13 protein-coding genes, 1 pseudogene and 1 riboswitch are annotated in these 19,367 nt (G+C 72.3%); of the genes and pseudogenes, 7 read left to right on the forward strand and 7 right to left on the reverse strand.

The genetic code is table 11. From position 1 onward, the window contains the following. Positions 1–260: 260 nt before the first annotated feature. The 4 genes and pseudogenes from HQN59_RS02020 to metX all read right to left on the reverse strand — a co-directional run. Positions 261–1,562, reverse strand: a pseudogene (locus HQN59_RS02020) (efflux RND transporter periplasmic adaptor subunit); the annotation flags it as partial. 391 nt (positions 1,563–1,953) lie between these two features. Continuing rightward, positions 1,954–2,421: a MarR family winged helix-turn-helix transcriptional regulator gene (locus HQN59_RS02025; RefSeq protein ID WP_176065547.1), complete on the reverse strand. Its 468-nt coding sequence runs from the start codon at positions 2,419–2,421 to the stop codon at positions 1,954–1,956. A gap of 263 nt (positions 2,422–2,684) precedes the next feature. Continuing rightward, positions 2,685–3,317 carry a methionine biosynthesis protein MetW gene (metW, locus tag HQN59_RS02030; protein WP_425342681.1) on the reverse strand — a complete coding sequence of 211 codons (633 nt, stop codon included), beginning with the start codon at positions 3,315–3,317 and terminating at the stop codon, positions 2,685–2,687. 71 nt (positions 3,318–3,388) lie between these two features. Then, positions 3,389–4,543: a homoserine O-succinyltransferase MetX gene (metX, locus tag HQN59_RS02035; protein WP_176065549.1), complete on the reverse strand. Its 1,155-nt coding sequence runs from the start codon at positions 4,541–4,543 to the stop codon at positions 3,389–3,391. 23 nt (positions 4,544–4,566) lie between these two features. Next, positions 4,567–4,641, reverse strand: a riboswitch (SAM riboswitch). A gap of 129 nt (positions 4,642–4,770) precedes the next feature. Here metX and HQN59_RS02040 point away from each other — a divergent pair. Next, positions 4,771–6,396 carry an FMN-binding glutamate synthase family protein gene (locus HQN59_RS02040; RefSeq protein WP_176065551.1) on the forward strand — a complete coding sequence of 542 codons (1,626 nt, stop codon included), beginning with the start codon at positions 4,771–4,773 and terminating at the stop codon, positions 6,394–6,396. 240 nt (positions 6,397–6,636) lie between these two features. Continuing rightward, complete coding sequence (locus HQN59_RS02045) at positions 6,637–8,328, forward strand: DUF2235 domain-containing protein (protein ID WP_176065553.1); 1,692 nt, start codon at positions 6,637–6,639, stop codon at positions 8,326–8,328. Positions 8,329–8,350: 22 nt separating this feature from the next. Here HQN59_RS02045 and HQN59_RS02050 read toward each other — a convergent pair whose 3' ends face one another. Continuing rightward, positions 8,351–8,968, reverse strand: coding sequence for a glutathione S-transferase family protein (locus tag HQN59_RS02050; protein ID WP_176065555.1), 618 nt, complete (start codon positions 8,966–8,968; stop codon positions 8,351–8,353). Between the two features lie 200 nt (positions 8,969–9,168). Between HQN59_RS02050 and purB the strand changes: the two genes are divergently transcribed. The 4 genes from purB to HQN59_RS02070 all read left to right on the forward strand — a co-directional run bounded on the left by purB (position 9,169) and on the right by HQN59_RS02070 (position 15,842). Continuing rightward, complete coding sequence (purB, locus tag HQN59_RS02055; RefSeq protein ID WP_176065557.1) at positions 9,169–10,563, forward strand: adenylosuccinate lyase; 1,395 nt, start codon at positions 9,169–9,171, stop codon at positions 10,561–10,563. Further along, positions 10,560–11,414 carry an orotidine-5'-phosphate decarboxylase gene (pyrF, locus tag HQN59_RS02060; RefSeq protein WP_176065559.1) on the forward strand — a complete coding sequence of 285 codons (855 nt, stop codon included), beginning with the start codon at positions 10,560–10,562 and terminating at the stop codon, positions 11,412–11,414. The genes purB and pyrF overlap by 4 nt, the downstream gene beginning before the upstream one ends. 59 nt (positions 11,415–11,473) lie before the next feature. Then, the gene (locus HQN59_RS02065; RefSeq protein WP_176065561.1) at positions 11,474–14,725 is read left to right on the forward strand and encodes a PAS domain-containing hybrid sensor histidine kinase/response regulator; all 3,252 of its coding nucleotides are present in this window, start codon (positions 11,474–11,476) and stop codon (positions 14,723–14,725) included. Positions 14,726–14,831: 106 nt separating this feature from the next. Further along, entirely contained in the window at positions 14,832–15,842 is a 1,011-nt protein-coding gene (locus tag HQN59_RS02070) for a porin (protein WP_176065563.1), read from the forward strand. Here HQN59_RS02070 and HQN59_RS02075 read toward each other — a convergent pair. Then, positions 15,839–17,557, reverse strand: coding sequence for a M14 family metallopeptidase (locus tag HQN59_RS02075; protein WP_176065565.1), 1,719 nt, complete (start codon positions 17,555–17,557; stop codon positions 15,839–15,841). The two genes, HQN59_RS02070 and HQN59_RS02075, sit on opposite strands and share 4 nt — an antisense overlap. 11 nt (positions 17,558–17,568) lie before the next feature. Next, on the reverse strand, positions 17,569–18,339 hold the full coding sequence (locus HQN59_RS02080; RefSeq protein WP_176065567.1) for a class II glutamine amidotransferase: 771 nt from the start codon (positions 18,337–18,339) through the stop codon (positions 17,569–17,571). A gap of 152 nt (positions 18,340–18,491) precedes the next feature. Here HQN59_RS02080 and HQN59_RS02085 point away from each other — a divergent pair, with 152 nt between their 5' ends. After that, a complete protein-coding gene (locus HQN59_RS02085; protein WP_176065569.1) occupies positions 18,492–19,265 on the forward strand; it encodes a S1 family peptidase in 774 nt (257 codons plus the stop codon). Positions 19,266–19,367 lie beyond the last annotated feature (102 nt).

Below are 19,367 nucleotides of genomic sequence, written 5' to 3' on the forward strand. Positions count from 1 at the left end.
GCCGCGCCACTCGTGCCACCGGTCCCGCCCCCCGCGCCGCCGGCGCCGCTGCCGGTGCCACCGCTGCCCGCCTGCGGCGCACCGCCGCCGACCGCCGCGGCGCCGCCGGGCTGTCCGCCCTGCGGCGCGCCGCTCCCGGCGCCCTGCGTTCCGCCCGAGCCGGTGCCGCCGGCATTGACGCCCGCCGGGCCGGCCTGGCCGCCGGTCGTGCCGGCGCCCGCAGCGCCGGCCGCGTCGGTACCACCGCTGCCGGCTGCACCTGCACCGCCGGCGCCGCCGGAGCCGGCACCGCGAGCGCCACCGGCGCCACCAACGCCCGGGCCGCTGCCTGCGGGCACCGCGGCGCCGCTGGCGGCCGCGCTCGCCGGTGGTTGCCACGACACCGGCTTGACCGGCGTGTTCGGGCGCAGCTTCTGGAAGCCGTCGACCATCACCTGCTCGCCCGGCTTGAGGCCTTCGAGCACGATCCAGCGGTTGCCCTGCGCCGAGCCGATCTTCACCGGGCGCGGCGCGACCATGCCGTCGGCGCCGACCACCATGACGGTGTCGCCGGTGGTGCCGCGCGTGACCGCCTGCTGCGGCAGGACGATCCCCGACGGGGTCTGAGCCTGCTCGAGGCGCACTCGCACGTACATGCCGGGCAGCAGCACGCGCTGCGGGTTCGGCACCTCGGCGCGCAGCGTGATCTGGCCCGACGTCGGGTCGACCGTGAGGTCCTGGAACAGCAGCTTGCCAGCTTGCGAATACACCGTGCCGTCCTCGAGCACGATCTGCACGCGCGCCGCGCCGGCGTCGCCGGCGCGCCGGAATTCGCCGCTCTCGACCGCGCGTCGCAGGCGCAGCACGTCCGACGTCGACTGCGTGAAGTTCACGTACATCGGGTTGATCTGCTGGATCACGGCGAGCGGCGTCGGCTCGCCCTGGCCGACCAGCGCCCCTTCGGTGACGAGGGCGCGGCCGATGCGGCCGGCGATCGGCGCCGTCACCGACGCGTAGCCGAGGCTGATCTGGCCGGTGCGCAGCGCCGCACGCGCCGCGGCGACGTCGGCCTCGGCGGCCTTCTGCGCCGCGACCGCGTTCACGTACTCCTGGCGGCTGATCGCGTTGGCCTCGACCAGCGGGCGGTAGCGCTCGGCCTGCGCGGTCGCCTGGGTCAGGCTCGCCTGCGCGCGCGCCAGCGTCGCCTGCGCGCTCGCCACGTTGGCCTGGTAGGTCGCCGGGTCGATCTGGAACAGCGGCTGGCCGGCGCGCACGTCGCTACCTTCGGTGAACAGACGCTTGAGCACGATGCCGGCGGCGCGCGCGCGCACCTCGGCGACGCGCGACGCCTCGAGGCGGCCCGGCAGCTCGGTGGTGAGGCCGATCGGCTCGGGCTTGACGACCACGACGCCGACCTCGGGCGGCGGGGGCGCGGCGCCGCCGGGCGCGCCGGGCGCTCCGGGCGCGGCGCCGTTCTTCGGGCCGCACGCGGCGAGCATCACCAGCAGCGGCAGCGCCCACAGCGAGGGGCGCAGCACAGGGGTGCGCCGCGGATCACGGGCGCTGGGTTTGGAGCCTGACATCGGGTTCCTTCTTGTCGTCATGGCAGCGGGAATTCCAGAGAGCTCGAGCCGGCCGCTGGGCCGGCAGAGCGGAACGCGCGGCGCCGCAGGGGCGGCGAGCCGGCGCGGCGCCGGCTCGCCGCCGAAAAAATCGGCGCGAGCAAGGGTCGGGCCATGCCGCGCCGATGCGCGGCTGACGGCGTGGTCGGGTGCTCGCAGACGGGGCCGCGCGTGCATGGGTGCGCCGCGCTGCCCGGGCGCTGCCCTGCGGGCAGCCCGCGAGCATAGTCGAGCCGCTTCGCGCGACGGACGCCCCAACGGGCGCCGCCAACCGTCGGCGCTGGCGCGCCACGCCACGCTCCGCCGGCGGCCGCAGCGGCCACTGCTCGAACCTCATCGAGGGTGCTTTCTTCTAGTCTTCGCGCGGCGCGAGGCCGGCGAGGGTGTCGCGGAGCGCGACCAGCCGTTCCTCGTCGACCGGGCAGGCACCCTTGACCTGGTCGACCACGCCGAGCACGGGGATGCGCAGCGCCTCGCCGGCCGCGGTGAGACTCACCAGCACGCGGCGTTCGTCGGCGGGATCGCGGCGCCGCGTCACCGCGCCGGCGGCTTCGAGCCGCTTCAGCAACGGCGTGATGGTGCCGGTGTCCATGCCGAGCTTGGTGCCGAGTTCGCCGACGCTGCGCGGTGCCGCCGAGAACAGCTCGAGCAGCACCAGGTACTGCGGGAACGTGAGCCCGAGCGGTTCGAGGAACGGCTTGTGCGCGCGCGCCATCCGGTTGGCGGCCGAATAGAGCGCGAAGGAGAGCTGCATGCCGACGCCGCCCGAGGGGGCGGCAGCGGGGTTCGACACCGGCGCGTCTGCAGCGTGCGTTTTCATAGCGTGCTAGATAATAGCACGCTTGATCTAGAGCCGCATGGTCGGCGACGTGGGCGGCGCAGGGTTCTCGCTGGGTCGCGCCGGGCACGCACCCGCCTTGGTTAAGCGCATCGCCCAGCCGGGGCGGCGTGACTCGGCTGGCGAGGAACCGGATCTGGCGCGGCACCGTCGCCCGTGACTTCGGGCCGACGCGAACGCCGGGGCGGCCAGGCTCGAACGAGTCCGCCCGCCAGCGCGGTTCCGGGTCGCGCGTCCCGTGTCGATCAGCGTTCAGGACCGCCGGTACCGGCGCGCCGCTCGAACTTGAACACCGCGACGCTCGCGAGCAGGTTGGGTGCGTGGCGCACGACGCGGCCCTTCTGGATGCCGAACGAATCGAGAATGGTCAGGCCGTTCTTGCGCGCCAGCACCGCGAAGTCGGCATACGTGCCGACGCGAATGTTGGGCGTGTCGTACCACTGGTACGGCAGCACGCGCGTCACCGGCATGCGCCCGCCGGCCACGTGCAGCCGGTTCGGCCAATGCGCGAAGTTGGGAAAGCTCACGATGCCGAGGCGCCCGACCCGCGCGGTCTCGCGCAGCATGCGCTCGGTGTTGCGCAGGTGCTGCAGGGTGTCGAGCTGCAGCACGACGTCGAAGCTCTGGTCCTCGAAGAGCGCAAGGCCCTCCTCGAGGTTGAGCTGGATCACGTTGACACCGCGCCGGCTGCACGCCAGCACGTTGGCGTCGTCGATCTCGATGCCGTAGCCGGTGCAGCCGCGCTCGCGGCGCAGGTGCTCGAGCAGGGCGCCGTCGCCGCAGCCGAGGTCGAGCACGCGCGAGCCGGCCGGCACCAGCTCGGCGATCACGCGCCAGTCGGCCGAGCGGTCGGCGGGCGCCGCCTGCGGCGCATCGATGGGCCCGAGCGCGCCGCGCTGGCGCAGCGATCGCCGTGCCTGCGCGCGCGGGCTCGTCGCTTGCGGATCGCTCACGGCGCCGCTCCCGTCGCGCCGACTTCGCGCGCCAGGTTGTCGAACGAGGCGCGCAGCACGCCGTGGTAGCGCGGGTCCTCGAGCAGGAAGGCGTCGTGGCCGTGCGGCGCGTCGATTTCCGCGTAGCTGACGTCGAGCTGGTTGTCGACCAGCGCCTTGACGATCTCGCGCGAGCGTGCCGGCGCGAAGCGCCAGTCGGTCGAGAAGCTGACCAGCTGGAAGCGGCAGCGCGCCGCCGCGAACGTCGCGGTGAGGTCGCCGCCGTGCTCGCGCGCCGGATCGAAGTAGTCGAGCGCACGCGTGATCAGCAGGTAGCTGTTGGCGTCGAAGTACTCGCTGAACTTGTCCCCCTGGTGGCGCAGGTAGCTCTCGATCTGGAACTCGGTGTCGCGCGTGGTGTAGCCGAGCGCGGCGGCGTGCAGGTCGCGCCCGAACTTGGCCTCCATCGCGTCGTCCGAGAGGTACGTGATGTGGCCGATCATCCGCGCGACCGTCAGGCCCCGCCGCGGCACCACGCCGTGCTCGTAGAAGTGGCCGCCGTGGAAGTCGGGGTCGGTGACGATGGCGCGCCGCGCGACCTCGTTGAAGGCGATGTTCTGCGCCGAGAGGTTGGGCGCCGTGGCCACCGCGATGCATTGGCGCAGCCGGGTCGGGTGGCGCAGCGCCCAGGCCAGCGCCTGCATGCCGCCGAGGCTGCCGCCGAGCACGCCGGCGAGCGTGTCGATGCCGAGGCGGTCGATCACGCGCGCCTGCGCGTCGACCCAATCCTCGACCGTCATCACCGGAAAGTCGGCGCCATACGGGCGCCCGCTCGCGGACGCCGGGTTCGGGTGCATCGGCCCGGTGGAGCCGAAGCACGACCCGGGGTTGCTGATGCCGATGACGAAGAAGCGGTCGGTGTCGAGCGGCTTGCCGGGCCCGACCAGGTTGTTCCACCAGCCCTCGCTGCGCGCCTGGTTCTCGTAGCGTCCGGCGACGTGGTGCGACGCGTTGAGCGCATGACAGACCAGCACCGCGTTGCTGCGCTCGGCATTCAGCGTGCCGTAGGTTTCGTAGACGATCGTGTAGTCCGCGAGCTGCTGGCCGCTGCGCAGCGCGAGCGGCTCGGCGAAGTGCAGGGATTGCGGGGAAACGAAACCGAGGTCGGACATATAAGGCGCTCGACCGACGAAGCGGCCACCGGGTCGGCGCCTCTTTAGCGGCATTTGTAGAGCGCCCGCAAGTCGGACAAATCGGCGCTGCGCGCGGAGTATAGCGACGCGTCTCCGGCTGCGGTCCGCAGGATGCGATCGCCCGAACAGGCCCACGGGCCGACGCTTCATCGGGTTTTCGGTGCCGGTGCGGCGTCTACCATCGGCCGGCAATTGCGAGGTGTCCGATGTTCGCCTGGATCAAACGACTCGACGATCACTTCCCGGTCCGCTACACGGCTTGGATCGCGTGCGCGGTCGCGTTCGTGTTCGCCGCGTACGCCGCATGGCGCTGGGGCTGGAGACCCTGGATTGCCGTCGCCTTGCTCGCGCTGGTGCTGCTCGGGCTGCGCGACCGCGTGCAGACGCGCCACTCCGTGCTGCGCAACTACCCGGTGATCGGGCACCTGCGCTTCCTCCTCGAATTCATCCGCCCCGAGATGCGCCAGTACTTCATCGAGGGCGACAACGAGGCGGCGCCGTTCTCGCGTCAGCAGCGCTCGCTCGTCTACCAGCGCGCCAAGGGCGACTCCGACAAGCGCCCGTTCGGCACCCAGATGCACGTCGGCGAGATCGGCTACGAGTGGATCAACCACTCGCTGCAGCCGAGCGTGCTGCCGACGCACGACTTTCGCGTGCTGATTGGCGAAGGCCGCGCGCAGCCGTACGAGGCGAGCATCTTCAACATCTCGGCGATGAGCTTCGGCGCCTTGTCAGCCAACGCCATCCTCGCCCTCAACGCCGGTGCCAAGCGCGGCAATTTCGCGCACGACACCGGCGAGGGCTCGATCAGCCGCCACCACCGCGTGCACGGCGGCGACCTCATCTGGGAGATCGGCTCGGGCTACTTCGGCTGCAACCACGAGGACGGCTCGTTCAGCGAGGAGCGCTTCGCGAAGAACGCCGCCGACCCGCAGGTGAAGATGATCGAGCTCAAGCTCTCGCAGGGTGCCAAGCCGGGCCACGGCGGCGTGCTGCCGGGCCCCAAGGTGACGATCGAGATCGCCGAGGCGCGCGGCGTGCCGCCGTGGGTCGACTGCGTCTCGCCGTCCTCGCACAGCGCGTTCACCACGCCGATCGAGATGATGCGTTTCATCGACCGCCTGCGCGACCTGTCGGGCGGCAAGCCGACCGGTTTCAAGCTCTGCATCGGCCACCCGTGGGAGTGGTTCGCGATCGCCAAGGCGATGCAGCAGACCGGCATCACGCCCGACTTCATCGTCGTCGACGGCGCCGAGGGCGGCACTGGCGCGGCGCCGCTCGAGTTCACCGACCACGTCGGCGCGCCGCTGCAGGAAGGTCTGCTGCTGGTCCACAACACGCTGGTAGGCCTCAACCTCCGCAGCCGCATCAGGCTGGGCTGCGCCGGCAAGGTGGTGAGCGCGTTCGACATCGCGCGCATGCTGGCGCTCGGCGCCGACTGGTGCAATTCGGGGCGTGGCTTCATGTTCGCGCTCGGCTGCATCCAGGCGCAGACCTGTCACACGGGCAACTGCCCCACCGGCGTGACCACGCAGGACCCGGTGCGTCAGCGCGCGCTCGACGTCCCGACGAAGAGCGACCGCGTCTACCACTACCACCAGAACACGCTCATGGCGCTGAAGGAACTGGTGCAGGCGGCGGGCCTGCCCGATCCTTCGGCGATCACCGCCGCCCACATCGTGCGGCGCCACTCGGAGCAGGGCGTCAAGCTGCTCGCGAACCTGCTGCCCTTCGTCAGGCCCGGCGAACTGCTTGCCGGCGAGATGCCGCACCAGGTGTTCCGCACCTACTGGCCGATGGCGCAGGCGGAGAGCTTCGCGGTCGCGGCATAGCGCGCATGGCGCACGGCTCGGCGCCGGCGCCGTGCGGCGATCGACGGGTTCGTCGGGGCCCTGCACCGGCGAGCGCAAGCGCGCCGCCGGCACCGGAAGGCTCACCGTGGTGCGGGTGGCGGACGAGCCGTCGGCCGCGATGTCGAGCCGACGGCGCGCTCACAGGGGCTCGACAATCGATCCGTTCGCGGCAGCGGCTCGACGGTCGAGGCCGCGCCGTGAGCGTCGATCAGGAGCTCCATGGAATCGCCCGCCGCCGACCTTTCCGCCGCCCGATCGACCGACGGCACGCCGCCGCCGACGCCACACGTGGCCGAAGCCGCCGCCGTTCAGGCGACGCGCGACGCCACCGGCGGCGGCGCCGGCCGCAATCTCGTCGTCTGCTGCGATGGCACCGGCAACGTGTGGGGCAACGAACGCGACACCAACGTCGTCAAGCTCGCGCGCGCCTGCGTCAAGGACGAGCGCCAACTGCTCTACTACGACCCCGGGGTCGGCACCGCGTCCGACTTCCCGGCGGTGAGCTGGCTCGACCAGCTCTGGTTCCAGATCCGGCTCTGGATCGGGCTCGCGCTGGGTGGTGGCGTCTACGAGAACATCGCGAGCGCCTACGGGTTCCTGATCGCCAATTACCGGCCGGGCGACCGCATCTTCCTGTTCGGCTTCTCGCGGGGCGCGTTCACCGCGCGCGCGGTGAGCGGCATGGTCAACCTGTTCGGCGTGGTGCGCCCGGCCGGCGACGTGATGGTGCCGACGCTGCTGCGCATCTACTTCTCGCAGCGCGGCACGCCCCGGACGCAGCGCGCCGACGACATCCGCGCGCACTTCACCGACCCGGCGGGGCGCGAGGCGCGCGTCTACCTGATCGGCGTCTGGGACACCGTCGCGACGGTCGGCGGGCTGCGCCGGCGCGCGATCAGCAGCGACCAATCGACCGCCGACAAGCGCTTCGACCACATCCGCCACGCCGTCGCCGACGGCGAGTACCGGCACAGCTACGAGCCGCGTCTCTACGGCGGCCGCAATCGCGACGCGCCCGAAACGGTCGAGCGGCCGGGCGGCGGTACCGAGTTCCGGCCCTCGCTGAAGCAGGTCTGGTTCGCCGGCGCGCACAGCGACGTCGGCGGCTCGTACCGCGAGGCCGGCCTCTCGGACATCGCGCTCGAGTGGATGCTGGAGGAGGCCGCCGCGCTCGGCCTGCGCCTCGCGCCGCCCGACGCACAACCGCCGCGCCGGCCCGACCCGCGCGCGTGCGCGCACGACCAGGCGTTCGTCGGCTTCACCGGCGCGTGGTGGGCGCTGGCCGGGCTGCAGCGCCGGGCGCCGCCCGCCGACGCATGCAAGCACCCGTCGCTGGTCGCGCGCGAGCGTCAAGGCGCGCCCGAGGCGTGGCTGCCGATGTGGCGCAGTGCCCGCTTCCTGCTGCCGTTCGCGGCCTATCTCGTGCTCGCGGCGCTCATCAGTGCGCAGACGCCCGATGTCGCCGGCTCGCCGTGCCGGCCCGCGCTGCAGCTGCCGTGCTTCCAGCTCTGGCCGCTCGGCGCGGCGCCGAGCGTGATCGAGGGTTACGCGCAGAAGCTCTCCGCGTCGCTCTGGCTCGACTTGGGCCTGATCGTCGTCTACACGCACCTGCTCTGCATCGTCGCCCTGCAGACGGTGCGCAGGTTGCGTGACTGGCGCCCCGACGACGCGGCGGCGCACCGCCGGCTGCGTCGCTTCACGTGGCTTTCGCTGCTGACGGCACCGCTTGCCGACGTCGTCGAGAACCTGCTGACGGCCTGGTACCTCGCGAGCGAGCGTCCGACGGTCGGCGTCGCGCTGGCGCTGGTGAGCGCACTCAAGTGGCTCGCGTTGCTGATCCTGTTCGCTGCGTTCGGCTTCGCCCAATGGCGCGGTCGCCCGCGGCGGGTGCCGTGCCCGCCGCCGGCCTGAGCCTCGCTGGCCGAGGCGGGCGTCAGCCGCGCGGCGGCGCGGTGTCGATGAAGCTCTGCCGCACGTTGAGCTTCTCGGCCAGCCGCGCGAGATTGGCGTGGTTGTTGCGCCAGTTGATCTCGGGAAAGCGGAAGTCGAGATAGCCGAGCGCACAGCCGACCGCGATGTCGGCGAGCGACAGGTGGATGCCGGTGCAGAACGGCTTGTCGCCGAGCCCGGTGGCCATCGCTTCGAGCGACGAGCGGATGCGCACCATCTGGCGGTCGATCCAGGCTTGGCAGCGCTGCTCGGGCGTGCGGCCCGGCCAGGTGGCCTCGAGGCGCGCCAGGATCGAGGCGTCGAGCACGCCGTCGGCGAGCGCTTCCCAGGTGCGCACCTCGGTGCGCTCGCGGTTCGATTCCGGGATCAGCCGGCTCACCGGCGAGCGCGTGTCGAGGTATTCGACGATCACCCGCGAGTCGAACACCGCCTCGCCGCCTTCCATCACCAGGCAGGGCACCTTGCCGAGCGGGTTCGACGCGAGGATGGCGTCGCTGCTCCAGACGTCCTCCACCTCGAACCGGTAGTCCAGCTTCTTCTCGGCCAGCACGATGCGGACCTTGCGGACGTAAGGGCTGGTCGGGGAACCGATGAGTTTCATGCAGGAGCGGGTGGGGGAATGATTCATTCTAGGTGGCGCCTCCGCAGCGAAACGCCTGCGCCGCGGGCGTCTTCCGGGGCTGCGGCGCGGCTGCAACGGCGCCGCGAAGCCGCGGGAAACCCCCGTTGAACGCACCGCCGATAATGGCGCGGACTGCCGCCCTCCGGGCCTCACGGCAGCGGCCGAATTCCCGCTTTTCGATGAACGCATCGCCCCTGCTCGCCCTTTCGCCACTCGACGGGCGCTACGCCGCCAAGGTCGACCCGCTGCGCCCGCTGCTGTCCGAGTTCGGCCTGATTCACCGCCGGGTGCAGGTCGAGGTCGAGTGGTTCATCGCGCTGTCCGAGGCCGGCCTGGCCGAGTTCGCGCCGCTGCCGGCCGCGGCGGTCGACGCCCTGCGCGCGCTCGTCAGCGGCTTCTCCGAGACGGACGCGGCCGCGATCAAGGCGATCGAGCGCACCACCAACCACGACGTCAAGGCGGTCGAGTACTGGCTCGGGGAGCGCTTCAGGGACCAGCCCGAGCTCGCCGGCTCGCTCGCGTTCATCCACTTCGCGTGCACCAGCGAGGACATCAACAACACCAGTCACGCGCTGATGCTGCGGGCCGCGCGCGACGAGGTGCTGCTGCCGGTTCTCGACGGCGTGGTCGGCGCGCTCGCCGCGCTCGCCGATGCCAACGCCGACGTGCCGATGCTGGCGCGCACTCACGGCCAGACCGCGAGCCCGACCACGCTCGGCAAGGAGATCGCCAACGTGGTCGCGCGCCTGCGCAACGCCCGTCAGGCGATCGCCGCGGTGCGCCTGCCGGCCAAGATGAACGGCGCGGTCGGCAACTACAACGCGCACCTCGCGGCGTACCCCGAGCTCGACTGGCCGGCGTTCGCGCGCCGCGTGGTGGAGGAGCGCCTCGGGCTCGCGTTCAACCCGTACACGATCCAGATCGAACCGCACGACGGCATTGCGGAGCTGTTCGACGCGTTCGCGCGCGCCAACACCATCCTCATCGACTGGTCGCGCGACGTCTGGGGCTACGTCAGCCTCGGCTATTTCGGGCAGAAGACGGTCGCGGGCGAGGTCGGGTCGAGCACGATGCCGCACAAGGTCAACCCGATCGACTTCGAGAACGCCGAAGGCAACTTCGGGATCGCCAATGCCCTGCTCTCGCACATGAGCGGCAAGCTGCCGATCTCGCGCTTCCAGCGCGACCTCACCGACAGCACGGTGCTGCGCAACATGGGCGTCGCGCTCGGCCACACGCTGCTCGGCTACGAGTCGCTGGCCCGCGGCACCGCCAAGCTGCAGGTCAACCGCGATGCGATCGACGCCGACCTCGACGCCGCGTGGGAGGTGCTCGCCGAGCCGATCCAGACGGTGATGCGACGCTACCGCGTGGCCGATGCCTACGAGCAGCTGAAGGCGCTCACGCGCGGCCGCGCGATCACCCGCGAGTCGCTGCACGCGTTCGTCGAGGGCCTCGCGATCCCCGAGGCCGAGCGCGCCCGCCTGCGCGAGCTCACGCCGCGCGGCTACGTGGGCTGCGCCGCCGAGCTGGCGCGCGCCGCCGCACGCGGCGACACGCCGAACGCCGCATGAGGTTCACCGAGATGCTCGCCGCGAGCGAGCGCGCGCATCGCTCGATGCTCTGCATCGGCCTCGACCCCGACCCGGCGCGCTTCCCGGCCGACTGGCGCGGCGACCGCGGCCGCATCTTCGATTTCTGCGCCGCCGTCGTCGATGCCACGCACGACCTCGTCTGCGCGTTCAAGCCGCAGATCGCCTACTTCGCCGCCGAGCGCGCCGAGGACCAGCTCGAGGCGCTCATCGACCACATCCACGCCAGGGCGCCGGGGGTGCCGGTGATCCTCGACGCCAAGCGGGGCGACATCGGTGCGACCGCCGAGCAGTACGCGCGCGAGGCGTTCGAGCGCTACCGTGCCGACGCGCTGACGCTCTCCCCGTTCCTCGGCCTCGACTCGATCGAGCCGTACCTCGCGTACGCGGACAAGGGCCTGTTCCTGCTCTGCCGCACCTCGAACGCCGGCGGCAGCGACCTGCAGGCGCAGACGCTCGGCTCGGGTGCACGCCTCTACGAGCACATCGCCGCGACCGCCGAGCAGGCGTGGAACCGCAACGGCCAGCTCGGCCTCGTCGTCGGCGCCACCTTCCCGGCCGAGCTGGCGCGGGTGCGCGAGCTCGCGCCGACGCTGCCGTTGCTGGTGCCCGGCATCGGCGCGCAGGGCGGTGACGCCGCGGCGACCGTGCGCGCCGGCTGGCGCGGCGATGCATCCGGCACCCGGGCGCCGATCGTCGTCAGCTCGTCGCGCGCCGTGCTCTACGCGAGCGCCGAGGCCGACTTCGCGGTCGGGGCGCGACGCGTTGCCGAGGCGACCCGCGCGGAACTGGCCGCCGCGGCGGCGCCGTCGCCGCACGCCGGCCTCGCGTGACCGTGGGGCCGGGCCGCGCCTGCCGCTGCCGCGGCACCTGAGCGACGCATGAGCCACGCATGAGCGACGCACCCGCGCCGATGGCGCAGCCCGGCCGCGCCGACGCACCGCTGCACATCATCGGGCGAGCGTGCTTCGGCACCGGCGCCTGGGCGGGGGTGGCGTGCGCGGCGGTGTTCGCAACGCTGGTCGAGCGTGACGAGAGCGCCGGCTATACGGCGCTGCTGATCGCTCTCGTGGTGTTCAGCGCCGGTTGCGCCCCGTGCTGGCAGCGCAGCGCGCGGCCCGGCTTTCCGCTGCACGGCGCGCTGGCCGGGGTGGCGCTGGCGGCCATCGCGCTTGCCGTCGGGGTCGGCGCGGTGCTCGGCGACCCGCTGCGCAGTCCGTCGCTCGGAGCCTGCCCGCTCGTCGTCTGCCTGGTCACCGCGATCCTCGGCTGGCGCACCGGCTTCGGCATGGCTGCGCTCGCGCTCGGTGCGACCGCGCTGCTCGCCGGCCTCGACACCGCCCGGACCGGCGGCGGCGAGAGCCCGGCCCAGCTCGCCTTGCTGCTCGGCCTGCAATGGATCGTGATCGCATGCGCGCTGGTCGGCGGCTCGCTGCTGGCACGCGTGGTCGCGCGCTACACCGAGACCGTCGATCAGCGCGAGCGCCACTTCCGCGGCCTGCTGCGGATGGCGGTCGACTGGCACTGGGAGCTCGACGCCGATGCCCGCTTCACGTTCGTCTCCCCGGCCGGCGAGCAGCGCCCGGTGCCGGTCGGCCCGGTGCAACTCGGCCTGCGCCCGTGGGAGATGCCGGGCGTGATGGTCGACCCGGAGCGGCTCGACGAGCATCGTGCCGACCTGGAAGGGCGGCGCCCGTTCTCCGGCATGCTGATGCGGCGCCGCGACCGCCACGGCCGCAGCCACGTCCACAGCATCAGCGGCGAGCCGCGCTTCGACGCCAAGGGCACCTTCCTCGGTCACTGGGGCGTCGCCCGCGACGTTACCGACGAGATGCGGGCGCGGCGCGGTCTCGTCGCCAGCGAGACGCGCTACCGCGAGCTGTTCGAGCGCTCGCCCTCGCCGCTGCTGCTGCATCGGAGCGGCCGCATCTTCGACGCCAACCCGGCGGCGGCGCGCCTGTTCGGCTTCGCCGACGCCGCCGCCATGGTCGACGTCGACGTCGCGGAGCTCTACGCGCCGGGTGAATCGCGCGCCCGGTGCATCGAGCAGGTGCGCCGTCTCGAGGGGCAGCCGGCCGGCGAGAGCGTGCCGGTCAGCGACTTCGCGGCGCTCGGCCGCGACGGCCGCCCGATCAGCGTGCAGGCGACCTCGGTGCGGGTCGACGCCGCCGATGGCCCGGCGACCCTGCTGATCCTGTTCGACATCACGGCCCGGCTGGCCGCTCAGGCCGCGCTGCGACGCTCCGAGGCGATGCTGCGCCACCTGTTCGCGACCAGCCCCGACTGCATCACGGTGTCGGAGGCCGCGACCGGGCGCTATGCGCTGGTCAACACGGCGTTCGAGCGCATCACCGGCTACCCGGCCGCCGAGGCGGTGGGGCGCACCGCCACCGAACTCGGCGTCTGGCACGACGGCGCCGACCGCGAGCGGCTGGTGGCGGCACTCGCCAGCGCCGGCGTCGCCACCGACATGCCGACGACGGTGCGTACGCGCTCGGGAGCGCTGGTGTCGATGCGCCTGTCTGCCGCGCGCTTCGAGATGGATCGGCGCGCCTACATCGTCGCCAACGCGCGCGACGTCACCCAGGCCGAGCAGACGCGGCTCGAGCATGCGGCGATCCTCGAGCGTGCCTCGATCGGCATCGCGTTCACGCGCGGCGGCCGCTTCGTGCAGGCCAACCCGCGCTTCGAGCGCACCTTCGGCTGGCCGATCGGCCAGCTCGCGGGCCAGCCGCGCTCGGCGGTCTGGCCCGACGCCGAGCCCGAAGCCGACGTCGGCCGCATCGCCGAAACCCAGCTCGCTGCCGGGCGCTCGTTCGAGACCGAGCGCGAGATGCGGCGCCGCGACGGCAGCGTGTTCTGGTGCCGCCTGCTCGCCCAGATGGTCGATCCGCAGCATCCGGTCGACGGCGGGACCATCTGGATCGCCGACGACGTGACCGAGCGGCGTCGCATCGACGCCGCGCTCGCCGCCGCGCGCGACGCCGCCGAGGCGGCCAACCGTGCCAAGAGCGCCTTCCTCGCCAACACCAGTCACGAGATCCGCACGCCGCTCAACGGCCTGCTCGGCCTCGCGCGGATGGCGCTGCAGGATCCGGTCGACGACGCCGAGCGGCGCCGCTATCTCGAGCAGATCCTCGAGAGCGCGCGCGGGCTCGAAGGCATCCTTTCGGACATCCTCGACCTGTCGAAGATCGAGGCCGGCAAGATCACGCTCGAGCACGTCGCCTTCGACCTGCGCGAGACGCTCGTCAACGTGAAACGGTCGTACCGATCGCTGGCCGACGTGAAGGAGCTCGCGCTCGAGCTCGTCGTCGACGATGCGCTGCCGGCGCGCGTCGCGGGCGATCCGGTGCGGGTGCGCCAGATCCTCGGCAACTTCATCACCAACGCGATCAAGTTCACCGACGCCGGCACGGTGCGCATCGAGGCGCGTCCGGCGGCGGCGGGCCAGATCCGGCTGGCGGTCGCCGACACCGGGGGCGGCATCGATGCCGAGACGCGTCGCCACCTGTGGCAGCCGTTTTCGCAGGGCGACTCCTCGACCACCCGGCGCTACGGCGGTACGGGCCTCGGCCTTTCGATCTGCCGCGAGCTCGCCGAGCTGATGGGCGGCCGCGTCGGGATGGAGAGTGCACCGGGACGCGGCAGCACCTTCTGGGCCGACCTGCCGCTGGCCGAGGCGCCGCCGAGCGCCGACCCCGTCGACGCCGCCGAGCCGGCCGGCGACGAGGTGCTCGCCGGGCGCCGCGTCCTGCTGGTCGAGGACAACGTGGTCAACATGATGATCGCGACGGCGACGCTCGAGCGCTGGGGCATCGAGGTCGGGCAGGCGTTCGATGGCCGCATGGCGATCGGCGCGGTCGAGGCGGCGGTCGCCGAAGGCCGCCCGTTCGACGCGGTGCTGATGGACGTGCAGATGCCGGTGCTGAGCGGCCACGACGCCGCCCTCGAGCTGCGCCGCGCGCACCCGGCCGACGAGCTGCCGATCATCGCCCTCACCGCTGCGGCGCTGGTCGGCGAACGCGAGCAGGCGCTCGCTGCCGGCATGAACGACTTCCTGACCAAGCCGCTCGACCCGTCGATGCTGCGTCGCACCCTGCTGCGCTGGATGACGCGCCGTGGCGAGGCGGACGTCGCCTGAAGATGCCCCGTGTGGCGCGACGCCGACGCCGCCCGTGCGGCCGGCGCGCCCGTGCCGAGGCTTGCCGCCACAATCGGCGCGACCGTTTCCTGGAGAGGCATTGCACATGATCCGATCGACCCGCGGCGCCGCCCTGGCGCTGTTCGCCCTGACCGCCGCGACGGCGGCCGAGGCTCAGACCGCGCCGTCGATCTACGGCCTGCTCGACGTGTCGGTGGCGCGCCAGCGTCCGGCCGGCGGCCGCACCGCGTACCGGCTCGACAGCGGCAACATGACCGAGAGCTTCATCGGCATCCGCGGCTCCGACGACCTCGGCGGCGGCCTGCGCGCGCGTTACCAGCTCGAGTCGTTCGTGCGCGTCGACCAGGGCAGTGCCGGGCGTTACCCGGGCGACGGCTTCTGGAGCCGCGACTCGTTCGTCGGCCTGCAGGGCGCCTTCGGCACGACGCTGCTCGGCCGCAACACCACGCCGTTCTTCATGGCGACGACCAGCTTCAACCCGTTCGGCGAGTCGCCCGGGTTCTCGCCGAGCGTGCGCCAGTACTACGGGCGCGCGCTGCTCGACGATCGCAGCTGGAGCAACTCGCTCTCGTACACCAACAACGCCACCGACAAGGACCTCAAGGTCAACCTCGCCTACAACGCCGCCGAGGGTTCACCGGGCAGCACCGGCAGCAACGTCGGTGCGAGCGCCTTCTACATCATGGGTCCGGTGGTGCTGAGCGGCGCCGTCCAGCGCGTGCGCAACAGCCCGCTGCCGCTGCCGCCCGGCTTCGATCGTCAGGACGCCTGGCAGATCGGCGCGACCTGGGAGCTGCAGGTCGTGCGCCTCTATGCGCAGGGCGGGCAGGTGCGCACCGAGGCCGACACCGACGTGCGGACCCGCCTGCTGCAGGTCGGCGCTTCGGTGCCGCTCGGCCGCGGCTCGGTGCTCGCCGCGTTCGGCCATGCGAAGACGCGTGCCGCCGGTGCGCGCTCGACCGACCGCAGTGCGTCGGTCGCGTACGACTACAACCTGTCGAAGAGCACCGACCTCTACGCGGCCTACCTGAACGAGCGGCTCACGGGGCTTTCGACCGGTCACGGCCTCGCGGCCGGAATGCGGATCCGCTTCTAGGCAGCGTCCACGTTCTCGCCGAGCGTCACCTCGGCGGCGACCCTGCCGGCGCGGTCGGCGCGCGCGCTCAGCGCCAGGCGAGTCCCGGCGGGTGCGCGCACCACCCACTCGGCGAGGGCGCGGTCGCCGGTGACGTCGCGGCTCGGCATGAAGGCGTTGAGCGACGCCTTGGGCGCATGGCCCTCGAGCTGCGGACCCTCGACACGCCGCGTGCCGCCGACCAGCGCCACGCCGGCGCCATCGCCCCAGTCGATCTCGAAGACGACGCCGCGCACCGTCTTGCGGGCGAGCGCGCGGCGCGTCACGTAGGCCGGCAGCCAGCCGCTGTTGGCGACCGCGATGCGGACGCGCCAGGTGTCGGCGCCGAGCCGGTCGGCGTCGACCCGCAGCAGCTCGAGGCGCGGCAGCGAGAGCGCGATCTGCGTCATCCACGCGGGAAAGCGCGCCGCCTCGCGCTCGCGCAGCGCCGGCGGCGGGTTGCGCCAGAAGTTCATCTTGTCCCAGCCGCCGATCTCGACCGGGCCCAGCTGCGGATGGTCGAACCATTTCCAGTCGACGTGCGCCTGGCCGCCGCAGTGCGCGTCGCTCCAGCGGATGAGCTTCAGGTCGTCGTCGGGCGAGTGCTCGCGGTACCAGTCGACGTACTTGTAGTCGGTGATGCCGGCCTCGCGGTTCGGGGCCCAGATCTCGACCACCCAGAACAGCGCGCCCAGGTGCTCGTAGATCCAGTCCTGGGTCCCGGTGATGATCTCCTTCGGGTGGTACTTGAACTCGTGCCAGATGCTGATCGCCGGGTAGCCGGTGAGCCGCGCGCCGATCTCGCTGAAGCGCTTGATCGACCACAGGTCCTCCGGGATCATGTCGTCGTCGCTCTCGGTGCCCATCGGCCGCAGGATCACCCCGCTGTGCGTGTGATAGCTGATCGCGGCGCCGATGTTCGGGTGCTTCACGACGAAGTCGACCATCGCCTTGACCTCGGGCTCGCTGGTCGGGTATTCGCCGGCGCCGGGCTGCTCGAACTCCTGGCGCCAGAACGCCGGAAAGTTGCGGTTGAGGTCGAGCCCCTCCGGATCGGCGTTGACCTTGAACGTGACGCCGTCGTAGTTCTCGATCAGCCCCTCCGGGACGATGCGGTAGTACTCGCCGCCGAACTCGCCCGGCTCGCGCGCGATCATGAGGCGCGCGTCGGCCGGGTGCTTCTTGTAGGTGCCGTGCGGGTCGCGGATGCGCATCGAGAGGATGCGTCCGTCGCCGTCGACGTCCTCGGTGGTGAGGCCGTCGACCGGCGCCTCGTCGAACGGGTAGCGCCGCGTCGACGAGCGGATGTGGCGCGGTCGGTCGGCAAGCGCGAGCTCGGCGCCGTCGGGGTTGAGGCGCGGGCAGAGGTAGATCGTGCGGGTGTCGAGCAGATGCGTGATCTGCGGGTCGCTGCCGTAGCCGGTGACGAGCTGGTGCAGGTAGTACAGCACGGCCGTGCTCGCGGTCAGCTCGGCGGCGTGGATGTTGCCGTCGGCCCAGAACGCGGGCTTGTCGAGGTGGCTCCCGGTCGCATGGCGCGTGACGATCGCGACGGCGATGTCGCGACCCTCGTGGCTGCGCCCGATCGTCTCGATCGCGACCAGCGCCGGGTACGCTGCGGCGTAGTCGGCGAGCAGCCGCATCAGGTCGGCGTGCCTGTAGAAGGTGTCGAAGCGCGGGCTCGGCGGCAGGCTCATGGGCGTCTACGTCAGGGTGGCGGCGGTCCGTCGAGCGGCGCGCCGTCGACGAACACCTTGAGCTCGCCAGGGGCGAACGGGGTCCAGGTCTCGTCGCGGGTCAGCGGCTCGGTCACGACGACGGCGACGCGGTCGCGAGGCGAGGCCAGCTCGGCGAAGTCGACGGTCACGTCCTCGTCCTGCAGCGAGGCGTGCGCGAACGGGTGCTGGCGCACGATGTGATGCAGGTGCGTCGAGCAGTGCGCCCACAGCGCCTGGCCGTTGCTGAGCATGAAGTTGAAGGTGCCGTGCGCGGCGATCGGCGGCACCAGCTCGCGCAGGGTCGCGGTGAGCTCGTCGATCGGCGGCACGCTGGCGTGCGCCTTGGCGAGCTCCTGCATCAGCCAGCAGAACGCGCGCTCGCTGTCCGTCGAGCCGACGGGGCGGAACGCGCCGTGCAGGCGCGGCGCGAAGCCCTTGAGGTCGCCGTTGTGCGCGAACACCCAGTAGCGCCCCCACAGTTCTCGCGTGAACGGGTGCGTGTTCTCGAGCGCGACGGCTCCCTGCGTCGCCTTGCGGATGTGGGCGATGATGTGGCGGCTCTTGATCGGATAGCGCCGCACCATGTCGGCCACCGGCGAGGCGCGCGCGCTCTGCGCGTCGACCAGCAGGCGCACGCCGCAGCCTTCGAAGAAGGCGATCCCGAAGCCGTCCTTGTGCTCCTCGGCGCGCGTCGCGAAGCCGGTGAAGCTGAACATCACGTCGGTCGGCGTGTTGGCGTTCATCCCGAGCAGCTGGCACATGCGCCGAGCCTAACCCGAGCGCATGCGCCGGCGCTGTCGGGAAAGCGGCGGCTGCGGCGTCGGCAGGGGCCGGATCGGATCTCGCGGGGCGCGGGCCTACACTCGGCGCCGCCGTGGCGCATCGCCGGCGGCCGAACCGCCGGGAACCTGTCATGCCCCTTCACCTCACGCGGCGCGCAGCGCTGCTCGCGACGCTGCTGACGGCCGCCGGCGCGGCCCACGCCGGCCTCGTCGAGACCATCGTGGCGGCCAAGCCGTCGGTGCTCGCGGTGGGGACCCACGACGCCCTTGACAACCCGCGTTTCACCTTCCGCGGATCGGGGTTCGTGGTCGGCGACGGCAACCTGCTGGTCACCAACGCGCACGTGCTGCCCGACGACGGCGCCGACTCGGGCAACCGTCGCAAGACGCTCGCGGTGGTCGCGCCGCGCGTCGGCAGCGGCGAGGTCCGCACCGCGAGCGTGGTCAGGATCGACCGTACCCACGACCTTGCCCTGCTGCGCTTCGAGGGCAGCCCGCTCGCGGCGCTGCGCCTGGCCGAGCCCAAGAACATCCACGAGGGCGCCTCGATCGCGCTGATGGGCTTTCCGATCGGCAGCGTGCTCGGCCTCGCGCCGGTCACGCACCGCGGGATCATCTCGTCGATCACCGCGATCGCCTTGCCGCCCGCCAACGCCCGCCAGCTCAACGAGCGCTCGGTTCGCGCGCTGCGCGACGGCGCGTTCGAGCTCTATCAGCTCGACGCCACGGCCTACCCGGGCAACAGCGGAGGCCCGGTGCTCGACGCCGACAGCGGCGAGGTCGTCGGCGTCGTCAACATGGTGCTGGTGCGCAGCACCAAGGAATCGGCCCTCAGCAACCCGACCGGGATCAGCTACGCGATCCCGGCGCGCTTCGTGCGTGAGCTGATCGAGCAGCCGCGCTGAGCGCCCGGCGGCGCCCTTGCTGCGTCAGCCCGCGTCGAATGCCGTCCGCCGGGCCTGCTCGCCATCCGCGCTCCGATTCGCGGACGCGTCGCGTCACGCGCC

It is taken from the genome of Rhizobacter koreensis (genome assembly GCF_013366375.1).
Taxonomy (GTDB): domain Bacteria; phylum Pseudomonadota; class Gammaproteobacteria; order Burkholderiales; family Burkholderiaceae_C; genus Schlegelella_A; species Schlegelella_A koreensis.

Excerpts from the sequence above, each read along its gene's own strand:
- HQN59_RS02025 (WP_176065547.1), bottom strand. The coding sequence starts at position 2,421 with ATGAAAACGCACGCTGCAGACGCGCCGGTGTCGAACCCCGCTGCCGCC.
- metX (WP_176065549.1), bottom strand. The coding sequence starts at position 4,543 with ATGTCCGACCTCGGTTTCGTTTCCCCGCAATCCCTGCACTTCGCCGAG.
- HQN59_RS02040 (WP_176065551.1), top strand. The coding sequence starts at position 4,771 with ATGTTCGCCTGGATCAAACGACTCGACGATCACTTCCCGGTCCGCTAC.
- HQN59_RS02045 (WP_176065553.1), top strand. The coding sequence starts at position 6,637 with ATGGAATCGCCCGCCGCCGACCTTTCCGCCGCCCGATCGACCGACGGC.
- HQN59_RS02050 (WP_176065555.1), bottom strand. The coding sequence starts at position 8,968 with ATGAAACTCATCGGTTCCCCGACCAGCCCTTACGTCCGCAAGGTCCGC.
- purB (WP_176065557.1), top strand. The coding sequence starts at position 9,169 with ATGAACGCATCGCCCCTGCTCGCCCTTTCGCCACTCGACGGGCGCTAC.
- pyrF (WP_176065559.1), top strand. The coding sequence starts at position 10,560 with ATGAGGTTCACCGAGATGCTCGCCGCGAGCGAGCGCGCGCATCGCTCG.
- HQN59_RS02065 (WP_176065561.1), top strand. The coding sequence starts at position 11,474 with ATGAGCGACGCACCCGCGCCGATGGCGCAGCCCGGCCGCGCCGACGCA.
- HQN59_RS02070 (WP_176065563.1), top strand. The coding sequence starts at position 14,832 with ATGATCCGATCGACCCGCGGCGCCGCCCTGGCGCTGTTCGCCCTGACC.
- HQN59_RS02075 (WP_176065565.1), bottom strand. The coding sequence starts at position 17,557 with ATGAGCCTGCCGCCGAGCCCGCGCTTCGACACCTTCTACAGGCACGCC.
- HQN59_RS02080 (WP_176065567.1), bottom strand. The coding sequence starts at position 18,339 with ATGTGCCAGCTGCTCGGGATGAACGCCAACACGCCGACCGACGTGATG.
- HQN59_RS02085 (WP_176065569.1), top strand. The coding sequence starts at position 18,492 with ATGCCCCTTCACCTCACGCGGCGCGCAGCGCTGCTCGCGACGCTGCTG.